We start from the raw sequence: 18,906 nt of genomic DNA on the forward strand, positions 1-18,906 counted from the left end.
GTCGTACGGGGTTCGGTGGCGGACGGGTGGGGGGAGGACGGGACAGCAGGGCGGAGGGTAGGGGGTGGCGGCGGTCCGGGCTCAGTGGCCCATGGCGAGGCCGCCGTCGACCGGCAGCACCGCGCCGGTGACGTAGCTGGCCGCGTCGGAGGCGAGGAAGGCGATGGCGGCGGCCACCTCGTCGGGGGACGCCATGCGCCCGAGGGGGACGGTCGCGGCCAGCTCGGCGTGGCGGGCCTCGGGCAGGGCGTCGGTCATGGCCGAGGCCACCGGGCCCGGCGCCACGACGTTGGCGGTGATCGACCGGGGCGCCAGCTCGCGGGCGAGGGCCCGGGTCAGGCCGATCAGCCCGGCCTTGGACGCGGCGTAGCTGGCCTGGCCGGCGGCGCCGGCGTAGGCCCCGACCGAGGACACGGTCACGATGCGGCCGAAGCGGGCCTTCATCATCCCGGGCACCACCGCCTTCAGGGTGCGGTAGGCGCCGTCGAGGTTGGCGTCGAGGACGGCGCGCCAGCGCTCGGGCGTCAGGCGGACGAAGAGGCCGTCGTCGGTGACGCCGGCGTTGGCCACGACGATGGTCGGGGCGCCGAGGGCGTCGGTGGTGGCGGCGACGGCTGCGGCGACGGAGGCGGCGTCGGTGACGTCGAGGGCGACGGCGATGGCCCGCCCGCCGGCGGCCTCGATGGCGGCGACGACCTCCGCGGCCGCCGCCTCGCCGCCCCGGTAGCCGACGGCGACGGCCCGGCCGTCGGCGGCGAGGGCCCGGGCCGAGGCGGCGCCGATGGCGCCCGAGCCCCCGGTGACCAGGGCCACCCGGGCGTCGTCGGCGGCCGTGGGCGTCGTGGGTGTCGTCATGGCTCGGCTCCCCAGCGGATCACCATCGAGCCCCAGGTCATCCCGGCGCCCACGGCGGAGAGGAGGACGAGGTCGCCGGGTCGGAGGCGCCCGTCGTCGGCCGCCTCGGCCAGGGCGAGCGGCACCGAGGCCGCCGAGGTGTTGCCGTGGCGGTCGAGGGTCACGACGATGCGGTCGGCGGCCAGGCCCAGCCGCCCGGCCACGGCGTCGATGATCCGCCGGTTGGCCTGGTGCGGCACGAACCAGGCGACGTCGTCGATGGTGGCGCCGGCGCGGCGGAGGGCCTCGACCCCCGAGTCGGTCAGGCCCCGCGTGGCGGCCCGGAAGACCTCGGGCCCGTCCATCCGCAGCCACCGCTCGCCGGCCGGGACCTCGAGGTGGCGGACGAGGGCGGCGTCGCCGTCGAGCACCGAGCTGAGCAGCCCGGGTGTCCCCCCGCCCCTGATCTGGGGACGATCCCGGGAGCCCTGGGGTCCGGGATCGTCCCCGGTGCGGGTGGGGTCCGGGGTCTCGAGGACGAGGGCGCCGGCGCCGTCGCCGAAGAGGACGGCGGTGCTGCGATCGGTCGGGTCGACGAGGCTCGTCATGCGCTCGGCCCCGACCACCAGGGCGACCCGGCTGGTGCCGGTGGCCACCGCCGGCAGGGCGAGGTGGAGGGCGGCGACGAAGCCGGCGCAGGCGGCGTTGACGTCGCAGGCCGCGGCCCGGGTCCCGAGCAGGCCGGCGACGTCGGCCGCGGTCGAGGGGCAGGAGCGGTCGGGTGTCGTGGTCGCCACCACCAGCAGGTCGACCTCGTCGGCGGTGCGCCCGGCCCGGGCCAGGGCGGCGGCGCCGGCGCGGGCGGCCAGGGCGGCCGTGGTGTCGGTGGGGCCGGCGACGTGGCGGGCGCGGATGCCGGTCCGGGTGGCGATCCACTCGTCGCTGGTGTCGAGCACGGCGGCCAGGTCGTCGTTGGTGACCGGCGGCCCGGGGACGGTCGCGCCCCAGCCGGTGAAGGCCACGGCGAGCCGGGTGGCCGCCGACCCGACGGGCGCGACGGGGGCCTCGGCGACGGGCAGCCCGCTCATCCGGCGTCGACCACGTGGAGCCAGGCGATGGGCTGCCCGGCCCGCACCCGCTCGCCGGGGAGGGCGAGCATGCCCATCAAGAAGCCCACGAAGGCGCTGGTCACCGGGACCTTGCGCCCGAGGCTCTCGACCGTGCCGACGGAGACACCGGTGGTGACGACCTCGCCCTCGGCGGTGCACGTCTCGGGGGGGAGCGGGTGGAAGGTCCCGGCCTCGGGCGCCACGATCAGGCGCGTCGGCAGGCGGAGGTCGTCGCCCTCGAGGGGCACCGACGCGGTCATCGGCCGACCCCCCACAGGGCGGGGAGCAGGGCCTCGACGTCCTCGGGCGTGGCCGCCGACAGGGGCTGGACGTCGGCGCGGCAGCGCTTGGCCAGGGCGGTCAGCGTCGTTCCCGGGCCCAGCTCGACGAGGCGGGTGGCGCCCAGCTCGACGAGGGCGTCGACCGTCTCCCGCCAGCGCACGGGCCGCACCAGGTGGGTCGACAGGCGCTCGGCCCAGCCGGAGCGGGCGAAGTGGGCCCGGGCGTCGTGGTTGGTCACGACCGGCGCCGTGAGCGGGGCGAAGGTGACGGCCTCGACGGCCGTCCCGAAGGCCTCCGCCGCCGGGGCCATGAGCGGGGTGTGGAAGGCTCCGCCCACCGCGAGGGGCCGGACCTTGCGCACGCCGGCGCCGCGGGCGGCCGCCGTCGCCGCCGCCAAGCCGGTCTCGGTGCCGCCGATCACGATCTGCCCCGGGGCGTTGTCGTTGGCGATCCAGGCCTCGTCGACGTGGGCGACGGTGTCGCGGGCCTGCTCGGGCGTGGCGCCCAGGAGCGCGACGAGGCCGCCGGGCGCGGCGTCGGCGGCGGCCTGGGTCACCGCCGCCCGGGTGGTGGCCAGGGCGAGCCCGTCGGCGGGGTCGACGGCGCCGGCGGCGACCAGGGCGGTGATCTGGCCCAGCGAGTGGCCGGCGAAGCCGACCGGTGTGCCGATGTAGGCCCGGGCCGCCTCCCAGACGACGAGCGACGAGGCGAGCACGGCGAGCTGGGCGTCCTCGGTGCGGGACAGGTCGGCGTCGGGGTCGAGGAGGAGGGGCGCCAGGGCCCGGCCCGACGCCTCCTCGGCCTGCTCGACCACGGCCCAGGCGGGGTGGTCGCGCCAGGCCCGGCCGAACCCGGCGACCTGGCTGCCCTGGCCCGGGAAGGTCACCGCGACGCCGTCGGCCGCTCCGGCCGGCGGGTCGGACGAGGGTGACGCCGCGGGCGCGGACGGGTTCGGGGGAGTGGGCATCAGGGACTGTGACCGGCCCATGGCCCCCAGGGTTTCCTGCTACCCGTCGGTAGGTTCGGCTACTGACCGGTAACAACGGCTACCGCCCGGTAGGTCACGCGCCCGACACGCGCCCGAGACACGCCGGTGACCTCCCCCCGCCGGCGCCGGGTAAGGGCGGCGCCCGCCGCCGGTCAGGTCCGGTACGCACCGAGACCTGGGAGGTCGACCATGAGCACGATGACGACGAGGATCACCGCCGCGCTGGCGGGGCTCGTCCTCGCCCTGGCGCTGGCGGCGACGCCGGCGGCGGCGACGGGGAGCTGGGCCGCCGGCGGCGGAGGGGGTGGCGACGACGGCGGGCGGACGGGGGCCGGGACCTACGCCCCGACGCCCGTACCCGGCGGCGCCCAGGAGGGCGAGGTGGCCCTCGGGTCGTTCGTGGCCCCGGACACCGCGGCCGGGAGGCACGGCGCCGCCGACGACTACAAGGCCGGCGTCGGGTGCTCGATCCAGTGCATCACCGGCGGTGTCGCCTACGGGCGCGGCCCGGACGCCCGCCTCGTGGTCACCACGGACACGCCGGCGACGATCCGCATCGTCGTCAGCCGGGCGGGCTACTACCGCCAGATCGTCGGGGAGGCGGGCCAGACCTCGCTGAGCGCCGACTTCGACGACCTCGACGCCGACACCCACTACGACGCCTTCGTGTCGGCGGTGGACGGCGCCGGCCACATCGCCAACCGGTCGGGGTCGTTCACCACCCTCCAGCGCAACGTCCAGGTCGTGTTCAACCAGGCCGACATCCACGAGGCGCCCTACGGCGACGGTGACTACGGCGCCCAGATCTGGTTCGAGGGCCAGCCCGGCGCGCCGTACCCCGCCGGCGACGCCGACGGCGGGGTGCTCCACCTGGGCGTGCAGGACCTGCAGGACCAGGACACCGGGCGCCACCTCTCGCTCGCCGTCGAGCTGACGCAGATCGACGAGGACGTCGACATCTGCGAGGCCGAGCTCGACGCACCCGAGCCCGAGGTCGGGTACGGCAACTGCAGCTACTCGGCGTCGGCCTGGCTCGACGACGGGTCGTTCGACCTCGACGATCGTCCCAGCGGCGCCGCCGTGAACGACTACTGGATCGGCGGCACGCTCGTGCTGCCAGGGGGCGGCGCCCTGCCGGGCGGGTACGGCAGCCCGCTGCAGTTCACCGTCCCCGTGGGCGTCCACGTCACCTTCACCTGACGCCGACCCCGACCTGCGGACCGGTGATCGGAGCTCCCCCCGGCGGGGGACCTGATCACCGGTCCGCCGCGCCGGGGCGGTGCTCAGATCTGGACGAGGCGGAGCGAGTCGGTGGCGACGCCCTTGTAGTCCGGCGAGCCGGACAAGACGGCGACGAGGTCCCCGGTGCGGACGTGGCCCTCGGTGCGGGCGATCTCGATCGCCTGGGACACCTGGTGGTTGATGTCGAACGGCCCCGGGAGGGCGACCGGCGTCGCCCCCCACGAGAGGGTCAGCTGGCGCAGGGTGCGGGGGTCGGTCGAGAAGCCCAGGATCGGCGAGCGGGGCCGGTACCGGGCGATCGAGCGCACGGTGAACCCGGTGCGGGTGATGCAGATGATCGACGTGGCGCCGCTCTCCGAGGCCGCCCGCCAGGCGGCGTTGGTCATCGAGTTGGTGACGACGTCGTCGGGCGACACCCGCTGGGCGGCGTTGAGCCGCGACACCTTGGCCGCCCACAGGTCGTAGTCGAACTCCTCGTCGGCCCGCTCGGCGATGCGGGCCATGGTGGCCACGGCCAGGATCGGGTCGTGGCCGATGGCGGTCTCGCCCGAGAGCATCACCGCGCTGGACCCGTCGAAGACGGCGTTGGCGATGTCGGAGGTCTCGGCCCGGGTCGGGGTGGGCGCCGAGACCATCGACTCGAGCATCTGGGTGGCCGTGATGGCCGGCTTCCCGACGGCGATGCACTGGTGGATGATCCGCTTCTGGAGGTGGGGCAGCTCCTCCATCGGCATCTCGGCCCCGAGGTCGCCGCGGGCGACCATGACGGCGCCGGCGGCCTCGATGATGCCGTCCAGGTTCTCGACCGCGGCCCGGGTCTCCACCTTGGCGATGACGAGGGGCCCGGCGGGGTACGGCTCGGTGCCGACGCGACGGATGTCGTGGGCCGACCGCACGAAGGAGACGGCGACCATGTCGACGCCCTCGGTGACGAAGGCGTCGAGCAGGTGCAGGTCGTGGGGGGTGGGGGTCGGCACGCGGAGCCGCTCGGACGGGATGTGCACGCCGGGGCGGCCCTGCAGCCGCCCCCCGTGCAGGACCCGGACGCGCAGCGAGTCGGCCATGGCGTCGACGACCTCGACGACCACCCCGCCGTCGCCGAAGACCATGCGGTCGCCACCGTGCATGTCCTGCAGGAGGCCGGCGTAGTCGACGTGGACGCGCTCGGCGGTGCTGGGCTCGTCGCCCGGCGCCATCACCACCAGGGACTCGGTCGCCAGGTGGACCCCGCCGTCGGGGAAGGTGCCGGCCCGGACCTTGGGGCCGGGGAGGTCGGCGAGGATGCCGAGGGGCCGCCCGACCGACGCCTCGACCCGGCGGAGCCGTCGGTACCGGTCGATGGCCTCGTCGAGGGATCCGTGCGAGAGGTTGATGCGGACGACGTCGACACCCGCCTCCACCATGTCCTTCAGCACGGCCTCCGACTCGGAGGCGGGACCCATGGTGGCGATGATCTTCGTGCGACGGCTCACTGGGTCCAGTATGACGGTCCCCCGCCCGGCCCACGACGGACCTTTCGCCTGTTCGCCGCCGGGCCACGATGCCGATGCCGCCCGACCACCCGACCGCCACCCGCAGCCCGACCTGGTCGGGGTTCCTCCCGGCCCAGCCGGCGGCCCGGTCGCGCGACCTGCTGCGCAGCGGTGGCGGCGCCCTGCTCGGCATCCTCCTCACCGCGGTGATCGGCCGCCTGGCGCTGGGCGCGGACGGCGACCTCCCCTGGATCGTCGCACCCATGGGGGCCAGCGCCGTCCTGCTCTACTGCGTGCCCGGCAGCCCGCTGGCCCAGCCGTGGTCGGTGGTCGTCGGCAACGTGGCCTCGACCCTGGTCGGCCTGGCCGCCGCCGCCGTCGTCGACCCCGCCCCGGCGGCCGCCGCCGTCGGGGTCGGCGTCGCCATCGCCGTGATGATCGCCCTGCGGTGCCTCCACCCGCCCGGCGGTGCCTGCGCCCTCGTCGCCGCCCTGGCGCCGGCCGCGGTGACCGGGCACGGCGTCACCTTCGCCCTCTGGCCGGTCGGGCTCAACTCTCTGGTGATGGTGGCGGTGGCGGTGGCGTTCCACCGGGCGACCGGGCGCGCCTACCCCCACGTGGCCCCGGCCGCGCCGGTCCCGACGCCCGAGCACGCCGCCGACGCCGCTGCCACGGCCAGCCGGGTCGGGACCGACGACGTGGCCGCCGCCATGGCTCGCCTCGACCAGGGCCTCGACGTGGCCCCCGCCGACGTGGTCGCCCTGATCCGGGAGGCCGAGGCCCAGGCCCTCGACCGCCGTCTCGGCGGGCTGCGGTGCGGCGCCGTGATGCGCACCGACGTCGTCACCGTGACGCCGGGCGACAGCCTGTTCCGGGTCCGCCTGCTGATCAACGAGCACCGGGTCAAGGCCCTCCCGGTGGTCGACGACGACCGGCGGGTCGTGGGCATCGTCGCCATCGTCGACCTGTTCAACCTCGATGCCGGCGACCTCACCCCGGTCCACCGGCTGATGACGACCGACGTGGCGACCGTCCACCAGGACACGCCGGTGGCCGACCTGGTCGGGCTCATGGTCGAGCGCGGCCACCGCCACGTCCCGGTGCTCGACGACGACGACCGCCTGGTCGGTCTGGTGGCGCGGGCGGACCTGATCGGCGTCCTCCACCGCCTCCTGATCGAGGGTGGGGCGGCTACGGCAGGCGGCTGAACCAGACCAGCGACAGGCAGGACCCGAGGAACAGGAGGGTCATCCCGAGGCCGACGAACCACCGACCGACCTCGTTGAACTCGATCTCGTAGCCGATCGAGGACCCGATGTTGCGGTAGACCTCGCGCAGCTCGCCCTCGGTGGCGGCGCGGAAGGCCCGCCCCTCGGTGGCGTCGGCGATCGCCTCGAGGGCGGCGTGGTCGACGTCGACGGGGACGGGCGCCGGCTCCTCGGGGAGGATGATCACCCCGTTCTCGGTGCCGAAGGCGATGGTGTCGACGGGGACACCGGCCTCGGACGCGGCCTGGGCGCCGGCGCTGTCGGGGCGACCCACCGTGGTCTTGCCGTCGGACATGAGGACGATCCGGGCCGGGACCTCCTCGTTGTCCTCGTCGCCCTCGGCGATGGGGGCCTGCTTGATGGCCTGGAGGGAGGTGAAGATGGCCTCGCCGATGGCGGTCCGCTCGTCGAGCTCGAGGGTGGTGATGGCGGTCCGCACCCGGGCCCGGTCGGTGGTGGGCGGCACGAGGATCGCGCCCGTGCCGTTGAAGCTCACCAGGCCGACGTTGATCTGGGGCGGGATGATCGTGAGGAACTGCGTCGCCGCCGCCTGGGCGGCGACGAGGCGGTTCGGGTCGACGTCCTCGGCCATCATCGACAGCGAGGTGTCGATGGCCAGGATGATCGTGGCCCGCTCGCGGGGGACGCGCTCCTCCCGGGCCGGGCGGGCGACCGACACCACCAGGGCGGTGATGGCCATGAGCAGGAGGATGGCGGGGATGTGGCGCCGCCAGCCGGGGGAGCGGGGGGCGACGCTCTGGAGCAGGTCGAGGTTGGTGAACCGCACCGCGTAGGTGCGGCGCCGGGTCTGGAGGACGACGTAGGCGATCGCCATGGCGGCGACGACGACGAGCAGCCAGAAGCGGTCGGGGGCGAGGTAGGTCAGGGCCAGCATCGGTGCTCTCACGCGGTGGTCCGGGGGGCGATGTCACGGGTGCGCTCGCGCCGCTGGGACACGAAGCGCACGATGTCGAGCAGCCAGTCGCGATCGGTGCGCAGCTGCAGGTGGTCGGACCCGCCGGCGCGGATGGCGTCGGCGATGGCCCCCCGCTGGGCCGCCGCCGCGGCGGCGTAGCGCTCGCGGATCTTGGGGTTGGCGGTCTGGATCTCGAAGAGCTCCCCGCTGCGCGGGTCGACGAGGGACAAGACGCCGACCGACGGCAGCTCGACCTCGCGGGGGTCGACGATCTCGATGCAGAGCACCTCGTGGCGGACACCGAGCCGGGCGAGGGGCTGGCGCCACTGCTCGGGGTCCTCGAGGAAGTCGGACACGACGACGATCAGCCCGCGCCGCCGGGCGACGCCGCCGAGCTTGTCGAGGGCCCCACCGAGGTCGGTGGTGCCGGTGGGGTGGCGGGCGGCGGAGACCAGACGGTGCAGGACCGCCATCAGGTGGTCCTTGCCCCCGCGGGCGGGGACGATCTGGTGGCCGGTGGGCCCGGCCAGGATGGCGCCGAGGCGGTTGCCGGTGCGGTGGGTGAGGAACCCGACGGCGGCGGCGGCCGAGACGGCGAGGTCGCGCTTCTCGCACAGGGCCGTGCCGAAGTCGAGCGACGGCGAGTCGTCGGCCAGGACCCAGCACTCGAGCTCGCGGTCGGCGATGGTCTCCCGCACGTGGGGATCGGTCATCCGGGCGGTGACGTTCCAGTCGATGCGGCGCACGTCGTCGCCGGGGCTGTAGAGCCGGGTCTCGCCCTGCTCGGTGCCGTGGCCGGGCACCAGGCCCATGTACTCACCGTGGAGGAGGCCGTCGAGGCGGCGGCGCACGACGAGGTCGAGGCGCCGGAGCACCTCGGTGGGATCGCTGTGGCTGACCCGGGGCGGGACGTTGGCGACGGCCATGGCCGGGGGGCGCCGGTCAGCCCTCGGCCCGGTCGGCGGGCGGGGGCCACGCCTGCTCGGCCGTCGGTGGGGGCGGCGGGCCGGGGGTGCCGGCCGGCGCGTCGGCGGGGGCGGCGGACGGGGCGGGGGAGGCGGGGGACGGGGCGGCCCAGGGCGAGTCGACTCCGGGGGGTGGGTCGCCGGCGCCCACGTAGGGCGCGGGGCCCGGGCCGCCGGCTCCGGCCGCCGCCCCCGGGCCGGGTTGGCCGTAGGCGCCGTAGGTCCCCGTCGCCGCACCCTGGTCGGCGTAGGCGGCGGCCTCGGGCCGGTGGGCGGAGCGGGCGTCGTAGGAGGCGGTGCCGGCGTCGGCCCCGTAGCCGCCCCGGCTCGCCTCGTGGATCTGGCGGGGGGCGGGCACCGTCGAGAGGACCCGGGCCAGGATCTGGTCGGCGGTGACGCCCTGGGCCAGGGCCTCGTAGGACAGGACGAGCCGGTGGCGCAGCACGTCGGGGGCCACGTCGAAGACGTCCTGGGGGACGAGGTGGTCGCGGCCCCGCATCAGGGCCAGGCAGCGCCCGGCCCGCACCAGCCCTAGGCTGGCCCGGGGGGAGCCGCCGTAGGTGAGCAGCGGCTCGATGTCGGACAGGGCGTAGTTGGCCGGGTACCGGGTGGCCAGCACCACGGTGACGGCGTAGTCGACCACGGCCCGGTCGACCCGCACGGCGTCGGCCAACCCCTGCAGGGCGATGAGGTCCTCGAGGGTGACGACGGGCTCGGCCTCGGGGGGCGTCACGCCCATCCGGTACACGATGTCGACCTCCTCGCCCGCCGTCGGGTAGTCGACCACGACCTTCATGAGGAACCGGTCGCGCTGGGCCTCGGGGAGGGGGTACACGCCCTCGGACTCGATGGGGTTCTGGGTGGCCAGGACCAGGAAGGGGTCGGGCACCGGGAACGTCTTGCCGCCGATGGAGACCTGGCGCTCGGCCATGACCTCCAGCAGGGCGGACTGGACCTTGGCCGGGGCCCGGTTGATCTCGTCGGCCAGCAGGAAGTTGACGAACACCGGACCCAGCTCGATGTCGAACTCCTCCCGGCTGGCCCGGAAGATCCGGGTCCCCATGACGTCGGCGGGGAGGAGGTCGGGGGTGAACTGGATGCGGGAGAAGGTGCCCGAGACGGTGCGCGACAGGGTCTCGGCGGCGAGCGTCTTGGCCAGGCCGGGCACGCCCTCGAGCAGGACGTGGCCCTTGGCCAGGAGGGCGACCATCAGCCGCTCGATGGGCCGGTCCTGGCCCACGATCACCCGCCGGACCTCGGACTGGACCCGGTCGAGCAGCGCCGCCGCCTCGGCGGGCGTCGGCGGGCTGCTGGGCTTGGCGAGCGACGGGCTGTCGGGCATCGGTCCTCCGGGTCGGTGGTCCGAGCCAGGCTAGAGCCCCGCGGGGCCCGGCCGACCGGCGGGGCGAGGGTGCCCCGTCCCCTGCGACACGTCACGTCCTCCGACCCCGCCCGCCGCCCTGAAGGGGTCGGCCGCCGCCGACGCCGTACCCTTCGGTGTCATGCGCCTCTTGGTCGTGGAGGACGAGGTCGACCTGGCCGACGCCCTGGCCCGGGGTTTGCGCCGCGAGGGCTACGCCGTCGACGTCGCCAACGACGGCGCCGCCGCCGTCGAGCGGCTGCGGCTGACCGCCTACGACCTGATCTGCCTCGACCTCAACCTCCCCGACACCGACGGCCTCACCCTGTGCCGCCAGATCCGCACCGACCCGACCCTGCGCCCCGATGACGAGGTCGGGGCGCCGCGGATCCTGATGCTCACGGCCCGCGACGCCGTCGACGACCGGGTCACCGGGCTCGACGAGGGCGCCGACGACTACCTGGTCAAGCCGTTCTCCTTCGCCGAGGTGGCGGCGCGGGTCCGGTCGCTGCTGCGGCGGGACGCGGGGCGGACGACCTCGGAGGTCCGGGTCGGGCCGCTGCGCCTCGACGCGGCCCGGTTCGAGGCCTGGCGGGGCGACCGACGCCTCGACCTCACGGCCAAGGAGTTCGCCCTCCTCCGCTACTTCATGGCCCACCCCGGCCACGTCATGAGCCAGGAGCGGCTCCTCGAGCACGTGTGGGACGAGCACGCCGACCCGTTCACCAACACCGTGCGGGTCACGGTCGGGACGCTGCGCCGCAAGATCCAGGTCGACGGGGAGACCCCGCTGATCGAGACGGTGGTCGGCCGCGGGTACCGGCTGGTCGACCACGGCGCCGACGGGTCCGACGGCGTCACTGCCGGCCCCGGGGCCCCGCCGTGACGCGGGCCGAGGGAGCCGTCGCCGGGGGCACCTCGAGCCGCATGACCACGGCCCGGATCGAGCAGGTCGCCCTTCGCCTGCCCGACTGGATGGGCTCGATCCGGTTCCGCCTCACCGTCATGTACTCGCTCGTGCTCTTCGGCCTGGCCGCCACCCTGGTCGCCGGGCTGTACCTCGCCCTGGCCGCCCGCCTCGACGAGACCTCCATGTCGGAGACCCGGTCGGGGATCCGCGTCGTGCCCCAGCCCGACGGGAGCCAGGTGATCGAGCGGGTCGAGGTCAGCGACCTCGAGACCTTCGAGGAGCTGGTCAACCGGCGGTCCCTCCAGCTGCTCAAGGGCTACAGCTTCTCGGCCCTCGGGCTGCTGTTCGTCGCCAGCCTGGGGGTGGGCTGGCTGATCGCCGGCCGGGTGCTGGCGCCCATCGACCGGATCACCGCCGTCGCCCGCGACATCCAGGCGACCGACCTGGCCCGCCGCATCCACCTGCGGGGGCCGCCCGACGAGCTGAAGGACCTGGCCGACACCTTCGACGACATGCTCGGCCGCCTCGACGAGGCCTTCCAGCAGCAGCGCCGGTTCATCCAGGAGGCGTCGCACGAGCTGCGGAACCCGCTCGCCGTCATCCGCACCAACCTCGACGTCACCCTCGACGACCCCGACGCCACGGTGGACGACCTCCGGGCCACGGCCGAGGTGGTGAACCGCTCGGCGCTGCGCATGGGCGTGCTCGTCGACGACCTGCTCACCTACGCCCGCCAGGGGTCGCCGGTGCGCGAGGTCGGGCCCGTCGACCTCGACGAGGTGGTCGCCGACGCCGTGGCCGACTTCTCGGCCAGCGCCCAGGCCCGCCACCTCGACCTCATCGGCGCCCCGTCGGTCGCGGGGGAGCAGGTCGGCGTGGTCGGCGATCGCATCGCCCTGCGCCAGGCGGTGGCCAACCTGGTGGCCAACGCCGTGCGCCTCGCCCCCGAGGGCACCGCCGTCCGGGTCGCCGCCGGCCGGGACGGGCCGTGGGCGTGGATCGCGGTCGACGACGGCGGCCCCGGGATCCCCGTCGCCGACCACGAGCACGTCTTCGAGCGGTTCTGGCGGGGCGACCAGCAGCGGGCCCGGGCCGAGGGGCGCAGCGGGCTGGGGCTGGCCATCGTCCGCCAGATCGCCGCGACCCACGGCGGCGAGGTCCGCCTGGTCGACAACGACCGGGGCGGGTCGACCTTCACCCTGTGGCTGCCGGCGGCGGAGCCCGAGCCCGAGGTGCCGACCGACCCGGACCCGACGCCGAGCCGCTCCCCCTTGGTCGCCACGGCGAGGAGCCGTCTACGGTCCCACCGACCCGCTGATCAGTCGCCGCGTGCGACCGACCAGGAGCAACCGACGTCCTCGTGAGCGAAGCGAACCAGCAAGCACGGCATCGTTCACGCGGCGGAGCCGCCGCACCTCAGCGGCGCACCCCCAGATCACCGACCGGCCCGAGTGCCGCCAACCAACGCAAGGAGCGCCGATGAGCATCGTCATCATCAACGCCATCACCGTCCCGTCCGACAGCGGTGACGAGCTGGCGAAGCGCTTCGCGGCCCGCGCCGGTGCCGTCGACGGACAGGAGGGCTTCGAGGGCTTCGAGCTGCTCCAGCCCACCGACGGCCGCGACCAGTGGCTGGTGGTGACCCGCTGGCGGGACCAGGAGTCGTTCGAGGCGTGGATGGCCTCGCCCGCCTTCGGCCACGGCCACCGGGACAGCTCCGAGCGCGCCGGCGGCGACGCCAAGCCGCCGGTCTCGGTCAGCAGCGAGGTCTGGGCCTACAGGCCGGCCGGCGGCTCGACGCCCGCGGCGGACTGACGCCCTCGACCTCGGTGGTCCTCGCCTCGGCCCTCGCCTCGGCCCACGACGTCGGGGCCTGGGTCGTCGTGGTCGGCAACGGGCTGGCCGGGCTGTGGGCGCTCGGCGCCCACCAGCGCCCCGAGCTCCGGGGCCGGGCCCTCTGGGTCTTCACCACGGTGGTCCAGGTGGCCATCTTCGTGCAGGTCGCCCTGGGCGTCGCCTACCAGAACGTCGAGGACGTCGAGCCCACCGAGTTCCACACCCTCTACGGCTTCTCCGGGCTGTTCGGTGTGGCGATCCTCTACAGCTACCGGAACCAGATCAGGGACAAGGTGCACCTGCTCTACGGGCTGGGCGGCCTGTTCCTGATGGGCCTGGGCATCCGGGCCATGGTCCTGCACCGGTGACCGTCGGCTCCCGCCCGCCCGTCCGCGCCCGGGGGTACGGTCCGCCGCCGTGAGCATCGCCGACGACCTGGGCGAGGTGGTGGCCGCCACCGTCGCCGCCCACCGCGGACCGGGCCTGGCCGCCGCGGTCGGGGTCGAGGGCGCGACCCACGTCGTCGCCCACGGCGTCACCAGCGTCGAGACCGACGCCCCGCTCCGCCCCGACACGCTCTTCCAGGTCGGCTCGGTCTCCAAGACCCTGACCTCGGCGCTGGTGGCCCTCCTGGTGGCCGAGGACCGGGTGGCCTACGAGGACCCGGTGGCCGTCCACCTGCCCGCCCTGGCCACCGCGCTGGAGCCGGAGCTCGACCTCGAGGCCATCACGGTCGAGCACCTGCTCAGCCACCGGTCGGGCTTCGACGGCGACCACCTCCTCACCCACCCCGAGGTCGACCACCTGAGCGCCCTGGCCGGCGCTCGCCACCTCTTCGCCCCCGGCGCCGGCTACTCCTACAGCAACGCCGCCTTCAGCCTGGCCGGCGAGCTGGTGGCGACCGTCGAGGGCGCCCCCTTCGACGTCGTCGCCCGCCGCCGCCTGCTGGGCCCGCTGGGGATGACGAGCGCCTGCTTCCGCGCCGACGACGCCATCACCCGCTCCGTCGCCGTCCCCCACTGGGTGGTGGGCGAGGACGTCGTCGTGCTGCGCCGGGCCGGCTGGCAGCCGGGGTGGGAGCTGGCCCGCCACGACTGGGCGGCCGGCGGCCTGGTCGCCTCGGTCGAGGACCTCCTGCGGTGGGGGCGGTTCCAGCTCGACGGCGCGGCCGACGACGGCACCGTCCTGCTCGACGCCGCCGCCCGGGCCCGGCTCCACACCCCCGTGGTCGAGGCCGACCAGGTGGCCTCGGTCGGTCTCGACTGGTCCGTGCGCCGCACCGACGGCGTCACGACGATCGACCACGGCGGGCTCACGGTGGGCTACTCGACCGACCTCGTCGTCGTGCCCGAGCGGGGCGTCGTCGTCGCCCTCGCCTGCCACGCCACCAACGGCGGCGAGGTGGTCCAGGCGGTGCGGCGCCACGTCCTGGAGCGGGTGGCGGGCGTCGTCGAGCGCGATCCCGAGCCCGACCCCGACGCGGTGGTCGAGGGCGACCGGGTCGAGGGCCGGTACCTCCACCCCTTCGGCGTCCTCACCGTCGTCGCCGGGGACGCCCCCGGGACGATCGCCGTCACGACCGAGGCCCGCACCGACGTCACCTGGCAGCCGCCGCCGGACCCGCCCGCCACCTTCGCCCTCACCGGCCCGCGCGACGCCGTGAGCGTGGACGGCAGCGGCGTGGCCCGCCTCCTCCGGCTGGGCGAGGGCTGGCTCCAGCTCGGCGGCCGCCGCGCCCCCCGCATCGACGACTGAACGGCCCGTCACGGCGCGGCGAGGGGGCGTGGGCGCCCCGCCGTGGCCGTGTCAGGACGAGACGGGAGGTGGGCCGACGCCGGGGGCGGAGCGTCGTTGCTCGGCCCCCGGGCGCCGGCGGCCCGGGTCCCCCGGGGGGACGGGGACCCGAGGCGGTGGCTAGGGCAGGGCCGAGGCGGGGACCCGGCCGAAGCCGACGAGGTTGCTGGTCCACCAGGAGGCGAGCGACGCCTCGGTGACGGTCTGGCCGCTGCTCGGCGCGTGGATGATCCGTCCGTCGCCGGCGTAGAGGGCGACGTGGCTGACGGTCCCGCCCGGGCCGCCGGAGCTGTAGAAGACGAGGTCGCCGGGCTGGAGCTGGTCGCGACCGATCCGCTCGGCCCAGCGGTGCTGGTCCCGGGAGGTGCGGGGCATGGTGGTGACGCCGGCCTGGCGCCAGGCGTAGGAGGTCAGCCCGGAGCAGTCGAACCCGGTGCCGGGGCTCGAGCCGCCGTAGGTGTAGGGCCGGCCGATCTGCTGGCGGGCGTGGTCCACCGCGCTCTGGCCGGGGGTGCAGCCGGCGAGGGACGCGGCGGCGAGGAGGACGGCGAGGACGGCGGTGGCGGCGACGGCGCGGCTACGTGCGAGCACAGAGGGATCCCGAGGAGTAGATGACGATTCGATGACGAACCGTAACGGGATCGCAATGTGGATGCCAGTCGGCTAGAGGTGGACCACGGGACAGGTGACCGTGCGGGTGATGCCGGCCACCAGCTGCACGCGGGAGACGACCATCTTCCCGAGGTCGTCGACGGTGTCGGCCTCGGCCCGGGCGATCACGTCGTAGCTCCCCGTCACCCCCTCGGCCGAGGTGATGCCGGCGATCTCGGCGACCTCCTCGGCGACCTGGGCCGCCTTGCCGACCTCGGTCTGGATCAGGATGTAGGCGCTGACGGCCACGGGGCCTCCTGGGTCTCGGGAGCGGGGCGATCGTACAGGGACGGTGGCCGGCCGGCCCGGCGGGGTCCCGGCGGCCCGGCCTCGCCCGATCGGGCGACCGGCCCGGGACCCGGCCAGGACCACGGGCGGTCGGTGTCGAACCTCCCTGCGTGGCCGACACCTCGACGCTCCCCGCGGCTCTCGACGCCGAGCTCGACGACGTGCTCAGCATGCTGCCGCTCGTCGCCGCCGGGATGGGCGTCGGCGACAAGGTCTTCGCCCGGCTGGTCGACTGCCTGGCCGAGGCGGTGCTCCACGACGTGCGGGTGCGCCACGAGCAGGGCGAGCTGGCCCGGGCCGACTACCTGACGGAGATCTGCCAGGTCGTCGTCGCCCTCCAGGTGCGGGGGCTGCTGACGGGCGGGCTCCCGCCCTCCCGCTAGGCGCGACGAGGGCCGCCCGGCGCCGGGCGGCCCTCGGTCGGATCGTCAGTCGGCGAGGCGCTTCTCGAGCTCGCGGAGCTCGTCGGCCATCTCTCCGGGCAGCCGCTCGCCGATGAAGGCGAAGTGCTCCTCGATGAGGGGGATCTCGCCCCTCCAGGCCTCGTTGTCGACCTTGAGCAGCTCGGCCATGGTGGCGTCGTCGACGTCGAGGCCGCTGGTGTCGAGCGACCCCGGTGCCGGCACCCGCCCGATGGCGGTGTCGACGGCCTCGGCGGTGCCCTCGAGGCGCTCGAAGACCCACTTCAGGACCCGGCTGTTGTCACCGAAGCCGGGCCACAGGAACGACCCGTCCTCGCCCTTGCGGAACCAGTTGACCCAGAACAGCGCCGGCCGCTTGTCCTCGTCGGTGGCCTCGCCCATGGCGAGCCAGTGCTTCATGTAGTCGCCGGCGTTGTAGCCCATGAACGGCAGCATGGCGAAGGGGTCGAAGCGGACCTCGCCGATGGTGCCGGCGGCCGCCGCCGTCTTCTCCGAGCTCATGATCGAGCCCAGGAACGTGCCGTGCTGCCAGTCGTAGGCCTCGGTCACCAGCGGGACGTTGGTGGCCCGGCGGCCACCGAAGAGGATGGCCGAGATCGGCACGCCCTTCGGGTCCTCCCACTCGGGGGCGATCGACGGGCACTGCGCCGCCGGCGCCGTGAACCGGGCGTTGGGGTGGGCGGCCGGGGTCGAGGACTCGGGGGTCCAGTCGTTGCCCTTCCAGTCGATGGCGTGGGCCGGGGGATCCTCGGTGAGGCCCTCCCACCAGACGTCGCCGTCGTCGGTCAGGGCCACGTTGGTGTAGATGCAGTTGGCGTGGAGGGTCTCGACCGCGTTGTGGTTGGTCTTGTGCCCGGTGCCGGGGGCGACTCCGAAGAAGCCGGCCTCGGGGTTGATGGCGTAGAGGCGACCGTCGTCGCCGTGCTTCATCCAGGCGATGTCGTCACCGACGGTCTCGCAGGTCCAGCCCGGGAGGGTCGGGATCAGCATGGCCATGTTGGTCTTGCCGCAGGCCGACGGGAAGGCGGCGGCGATGTAGCGCTTCACGCCCTCGGGGTTGGTGATCCCCACGATGAGCATGTGCTCGGCCATCCAGCCCTCGTCGCGGGCCATGGTGCTGGCGATGCGCAGGGCGAAGCACTTCTTGCCCAGCAGGGCGTTGCCGCCGTAGCCCGAGCCGTAGCTCCAGATCTCGTTGGTCGCCGGGAAGTGCGAGATGTACTTGTTGTCGGCGTCGCAGGGCCAGGCCACGTCGGGGCGGGTCGAGCCGTCGGGGAGCTCGAGCGGGTAGCCGACCGAGTGCAGGCAGCGCACCCAGTCACCGTCGCCGAGGACGTCGAGGGCGCCCTGGCCCATGCGGGTCATGATCCGCATGTTCACCGCGACGTACGGCGAGTCGGTGAGCTGGACGCCGATGTGGGCGATGGGGGAGCCGAGGGGGCCCATCGAGAAGGGCACCACGTACATGGTGCGGCCCTTCATCGACCCGGTGAAGTGCTCGAGCAGCTCGGCCTTCATCTGGTCGGGCGCCCGCCAGTTGTTGGTGGGGCCGGCGTCGATCTCCTCCTCGGAGCAGATGAACGTCCGGTCCTCGACCCGGGCGACGTCGCCCGGGTCCGACAGGGCGAGGTAGCTGTTGGGCCGCTTGGCCTCGTCCAGCGAGGTGAAGGTGCCCCCGGCCACCAGCTCGGCGCAGAGGCGGTCGTACTCCTCGGCCGAGCCGTCGCACCAGTGGACGTCGGCGGCCCCGAAGACCCCCTTCCACTCCTCGACCCAGTCCTTGAGCTTCTGGTTGCCGGTGGTGGCGGTCATCGTTCTGGTCTCCAGGGGTCGGAGGTGGCTTCAGGACGAGGGGTCGTCCGCCACCTTGGTGGGAGTGGTGTCGGCGGCCTCGTCGGTGTCGACGAGGGCGCTGGGTCGGGGATCGTCGGGCAGGGCGCCGGCGGGCAGGGGCTCCACGGGGGTGCCGGCGCGGGGGAACCCCGGCGTGCCCATGTCGACCTCCGACCCGAGTCGGAGGGCGGTGGCCCTCCCCTCGCCGTCGAGGTCGAACACGACCCGCTGGCCCTGGCGCAGCATGCGGAACACGGAGCCCTCCAGGGCGCCGCGGGCGAGGTCGACCTCGCTCAGGTCGGTGTCGCGCATGACGACACCGTCGCCGCTGCCGGGATCGTAGGACTTGATCACGCCTTGCACGTGGGCCTCACCTCATGTCGGCTCGATGCCGACCGCACCCAGGCTACCGGGTTGTTAGGCCGACCTTCCATGCGGAGCAACGTGCCGTGCGGCTCAGGCCTCGACCGGGCGCTTGATCCGAGAGGCCTTGGTGATCTTGCCGGCCCGGATGCAGCTGGTGCACACGTCGATCCGCTTCGTGGTCCCGCCGACGACGGCCCGCACCCGCTGGATGTTCGGGTTCCAGCGGCGCTTGGTGCGCCGGTGCGAGTGGCTGACGCTCATGCCGAACGACGGCTTCTTGCCGCAGACCTCACACGTCGATGCCATCGTTCCAGGAACCTCTACTCGTCGTCTCGGGATGTCCGGGGACCGGGCAACGCTACGGCCTCGC

General features: G+C 74.7%; 20 protein-coding genes and 1 pseudogene. 8 read left to right on the forward strand and 13 right to left on the reverse strand.

Annotation, left to right across the window (positions count from 1 at the left end):
* Positions 1 to 81: 81 nt before the first annotated feature.
* The 4 genes from fabG to HC251_RS06145 are packed head-to-tail and all read right to left on the reverse strand — an operon-like array spanning position 82 to position 3,192.
* On the reverse strand, positions 82 to 855 hold the full coding sequence (fabG, locus tag HC251_RS06130; RefSeq protein ID WP_219944423.1) for a 3-oxoacyl-ACP reductase FabG: 774 nt from the start codon (positions 853 to 855) through the stop codon (positions 82 to 84).
* A complete protein-coding gene (locus HC251_RS06135) occupies positions 852 to 1,922 on the reverse strand; it encodes a beta-ketoacyl-ACP synthase III (RefSeq protein ID WP_219944424.1) in 1,071 nt (356 codons plus the stop codon). Before HC251_RS06135 ends, fabG begins: the two co-directional genes overlap by 4 nt.
* Positions 1,919 to 2,203 carry a hypothetical protein gene (locus HC251_RS06140; RefSeq protein WP_219944425.1) on the reverse strand — a complete coding sequence of 95 codons (285 nt, stop codon included), beginning with the start codon at positions 2,201 to 2,203 and terminating at the stop codon, positions 1,919 to 1,921. Before HC251_RS06140 ends, HC251_RS06135 begins: the two co-directional genes overlap by 4 nt.
* Entirely contained in the window at positions 2,200 to 3,192 is a 993-nt protein-coding gene (locus HC251_RS06145) for an ACP S-malonyltransferase (protein WP_219944426.1), read from the reverse strand. The genes HC251_RS06140 and HC251_RS06145 overlap by 4 nt, the downstream gene beginning before the upstream one ends.
* 219 nt (positions 3,193 to 3,411) lie before the next feature.
* Between HC251_RS06145 and HC251_RS06150 the strand changes: the two genes are divergently transcribed.
* The gene (locus tag HC251_RS06150) at positions 3,412 to 4,413 is read left to right on the forward strand and encodes a hypothetical protein (RefSeq protein WP_219944427.1); all 1,002 of its coding nucleotides are present in this window, start codon (positions 3,412 to 3,414) and stop codon (positions 4,411 to 4,413) included.
* A gap of 83 nt (positions 4,414 to 4,496) precedes the next feature.
* Here HC251_RS06150 and pyk read toward each other — a convergent pair whose 3' ends face one another.
* On the reverse strand, positions 4,497 to 5,927 hold the full coding sequence (pyk, locus tag HC251_RS06155; protein ID WP_219944428.1) for a pyruvate kinase: 1,431 nt from the start codon (positions 5,925 to 5,927) through the stop codon (positions 4,497 to 4,499).
* A gap of 74 nt (positions 5,928 to 6,001) precedes the next feature.
* Between pyk and HC251_RS06160 the strand changes: the two genes are divergently transcribed.
* A complete protein-coding gene (locus HC251_RS06160; RefSeq protein WP_219944429.1) occupies positions 6,002 to 7,135 on the forward strand; it encodes an HPP family protein in 1,134 nt (377 codons plus the stop codon).
* Here HC251_RS06160 and HC251_RS06165 read toward each other — a convergent pair.
* The 3 genes and pseudogenes from HC251_RS06165 to HC251_RS06175 all read right to left on the reverse strand — a co-directional run.
* Positions 7,119 to 8,102 (reverse strand): VWA domain-containing protein, encoded by a 984-nt coding sequence (locus HC251_RS06165; protein WP_219944430.1) that lies wholly within the window; start codon positions 8,100 to 8,102, stop codon positions 7,119 to 7,121. The genes HC251_RS06160 and HC251_RS06165 overlap by 17 nt on opposite strands.
* Positions 8,099 to 9,037: a DUF58 domain-containing protein gene (locus tag HC251_RS06170; RefSeq protein WP_219944431.1), complete on the reverse strand. Its 939-nt coding sequence runs from the start codon at positions 9,035 to 9,037 to the stop codon at positions 8,099 to 8,101. Before HC251_RS06170 ends, HC251_RS06165 begins: the two co-directional genes overlap by 4 nt.
* Before the next feature lie 385 nt (positions 9,038 to 9,422).
* Positions 9,423 to 10,418 (reverse strand): annotated as a pseudogene (locus HC251_RS06175) (AAA family ATPase); the annotation flags it as partial.
* Between the two features lie 160 nt (positions 10,419 to 10,578).
* Here HC251_RS06175 and HC251_RS06180 point away from each other — a divergent pair.
* From HC251_RS06180 to HC251_RS06200, 5 genes are all read left to right on the forward strand, one after another.
* Positions 10,579 to 11,322, forward strand: coding sequence for a response regulator transcription factor (locus HC251_RS06180; RefSeq protein WP_219944433.1), 744 nt, complete (start codon positions 10,579 to 10,581; stop codon positions 11,320 to 11,322).
* 41 nt (positions 11,323 to 11,363) lie between these two features.
* Positions 11,364 to 12,710 (forward strand): cell wall metabolism sensor histidine kinase WalK, encoded by a 1,347-nt coding sequence (locus HC251_RS06185; protein ID WP_219944434.1) that lies wholly within the window; start codon positions 11,364 to 11,366, stop codon positions 12,708 to 12,710.
* A gap of 115 nt (positions 12,711 to 12,825) precedes the next feature.
* A complete protein-coding gene (locus tag HC251_RS06190; RefSeq protein ID WP_219944435.1) occupies positions 12,826 to 13,161 on the forward strand; it encodes an antibiotic biosynthesis monooxygenase in 336 nt (111 codons plus the stop codon).
* A gap of 14 nt (positions 13,162 to 13,175) precedes the next feature.
* Positions 13,176 to 13,550: a hypothetical protein gene (locus HC251_RS06195; RefSeq protein WP_219944436.1), complete on the forward strand. Its 375-nt coding sequence runs from the start codon at positions 13,176 to 13,178 to the stop codon at positions 13,548 to 13,550.
* Between the two features lie 49 nt (positions 13,551 to 13,599).
* The gene (locus HC251_RS06200; RefSeq protein ID WP_219944437.1) at positions 13,600 to 14,937 is read left to right on the forward strand and encodes a serine hydrolase; all 1,338 of its coding nucleotides are present in this window, start codon (positions 13,600 to 13,602) and stop codon (positions 14,935 to 14,937) included.
* A gap of 159 nt (positions 14,938 to 15,096) precedes the next feature.
* Here HC251_RS06200 and HC251_RS06205 read toward each other — a convergent pair whose 3' ends face one another.
* Together HC251_RS06205 and HC251_RS06210 are read right to left on the reverse strand one after the other, a co-directional pair.
* Positions 15,097 to 15,567 (reverse strand): C40 family peptidase, encoded by a 471-nt coding sequence (locus HC251_RS06205; protein ID WP_219944438.1) that lies wholly within the window; start codon positions 15,565 to 15,567, stop codon positions 15,097 to 15,099.
* Between the two features lie 72 nt (positions 15,568 to 15,639).
* A complete protein-coding gene (locus HC251_RS06210) occupies positions 15,640 to 15,876 on the reverse strand; it encodes an Lrp/AsnC ligand binding domain-containing protein (protein WP_219944439.1) in 237 nt (78 codons plus the stop codon).
* 149 nt (positions 15,877 to 16,025) lie between these two features.
* Between HC251_RS06210 and HC251_RS06215 the strand changes: the two genes are divergently transcribed.
* The gene (locus tag HC251_RS06215) at positions 16,026 to 16,298 is read left to right on the forward strand and encodes a hypothetical protein (RefSeq protein WP_219944440.1); all 273 of its coding nucleotides are present in this window, start codon (positions 16,026 to 16,028) and stop codon (positions 16,296 to 16,298) included.
* Between the two features lie 45 nt (positions 16,299 to 16,343).
* On the opposite strand, the gene HC251_RS06220 is transcribed toward HC251_RS06215, so the two are convergent.
* The 3 genes from HC251_RS06220 to rpmB form a co-directional block, all read right to left on the reverse strand.
* Positions 16,344 to 18,149, reverse strand: a complete 1,806-nt coding sequence (locus HC251_RS06220) for a phosphoenolpyruvate carboxykinase (GTP) (protein WP_219944441.1) — start codon at positions 18,147 to 18,149, stop codon at positions 16,344 to 16,346.
* 30 nt (positions 18,150 to 18,179) lie between these two features.
* Positions 18,180 to 18,524, reverse strand: coding sequence for a hypothetical protein (locus tag HC251_RS06225; RefSeq protein WP_219944442.1), 345 nt, complete (start codon positions 18,522 to 18,524; stop codon positions 18,180 to 18,182).
* A gap of 102 nt (positions 18,525 to 18,626) precedes the next feature.
* Entirely contained in the window at positions 18,627 to 18,842 is a 216-nt protein-coding gene (rpmB, locus tag HC251_RS06230) for a 50S ribosomal protein L28 (RefSeq protein WP_219944443.1), read from the reverse strand.
* Positions 18,843 to 18,906: the final 64 nt, after the last annotated feature.

Origin of the sequence: Iamia sp. SCSIO 61187 (genome assembly GCF_019443745.1) — a bacterium.
Lineage (GTDB): Bacteria > Actinomycetota > Acidimicrobiia > Acidimicrobiales > Iamiaceae > Iamia.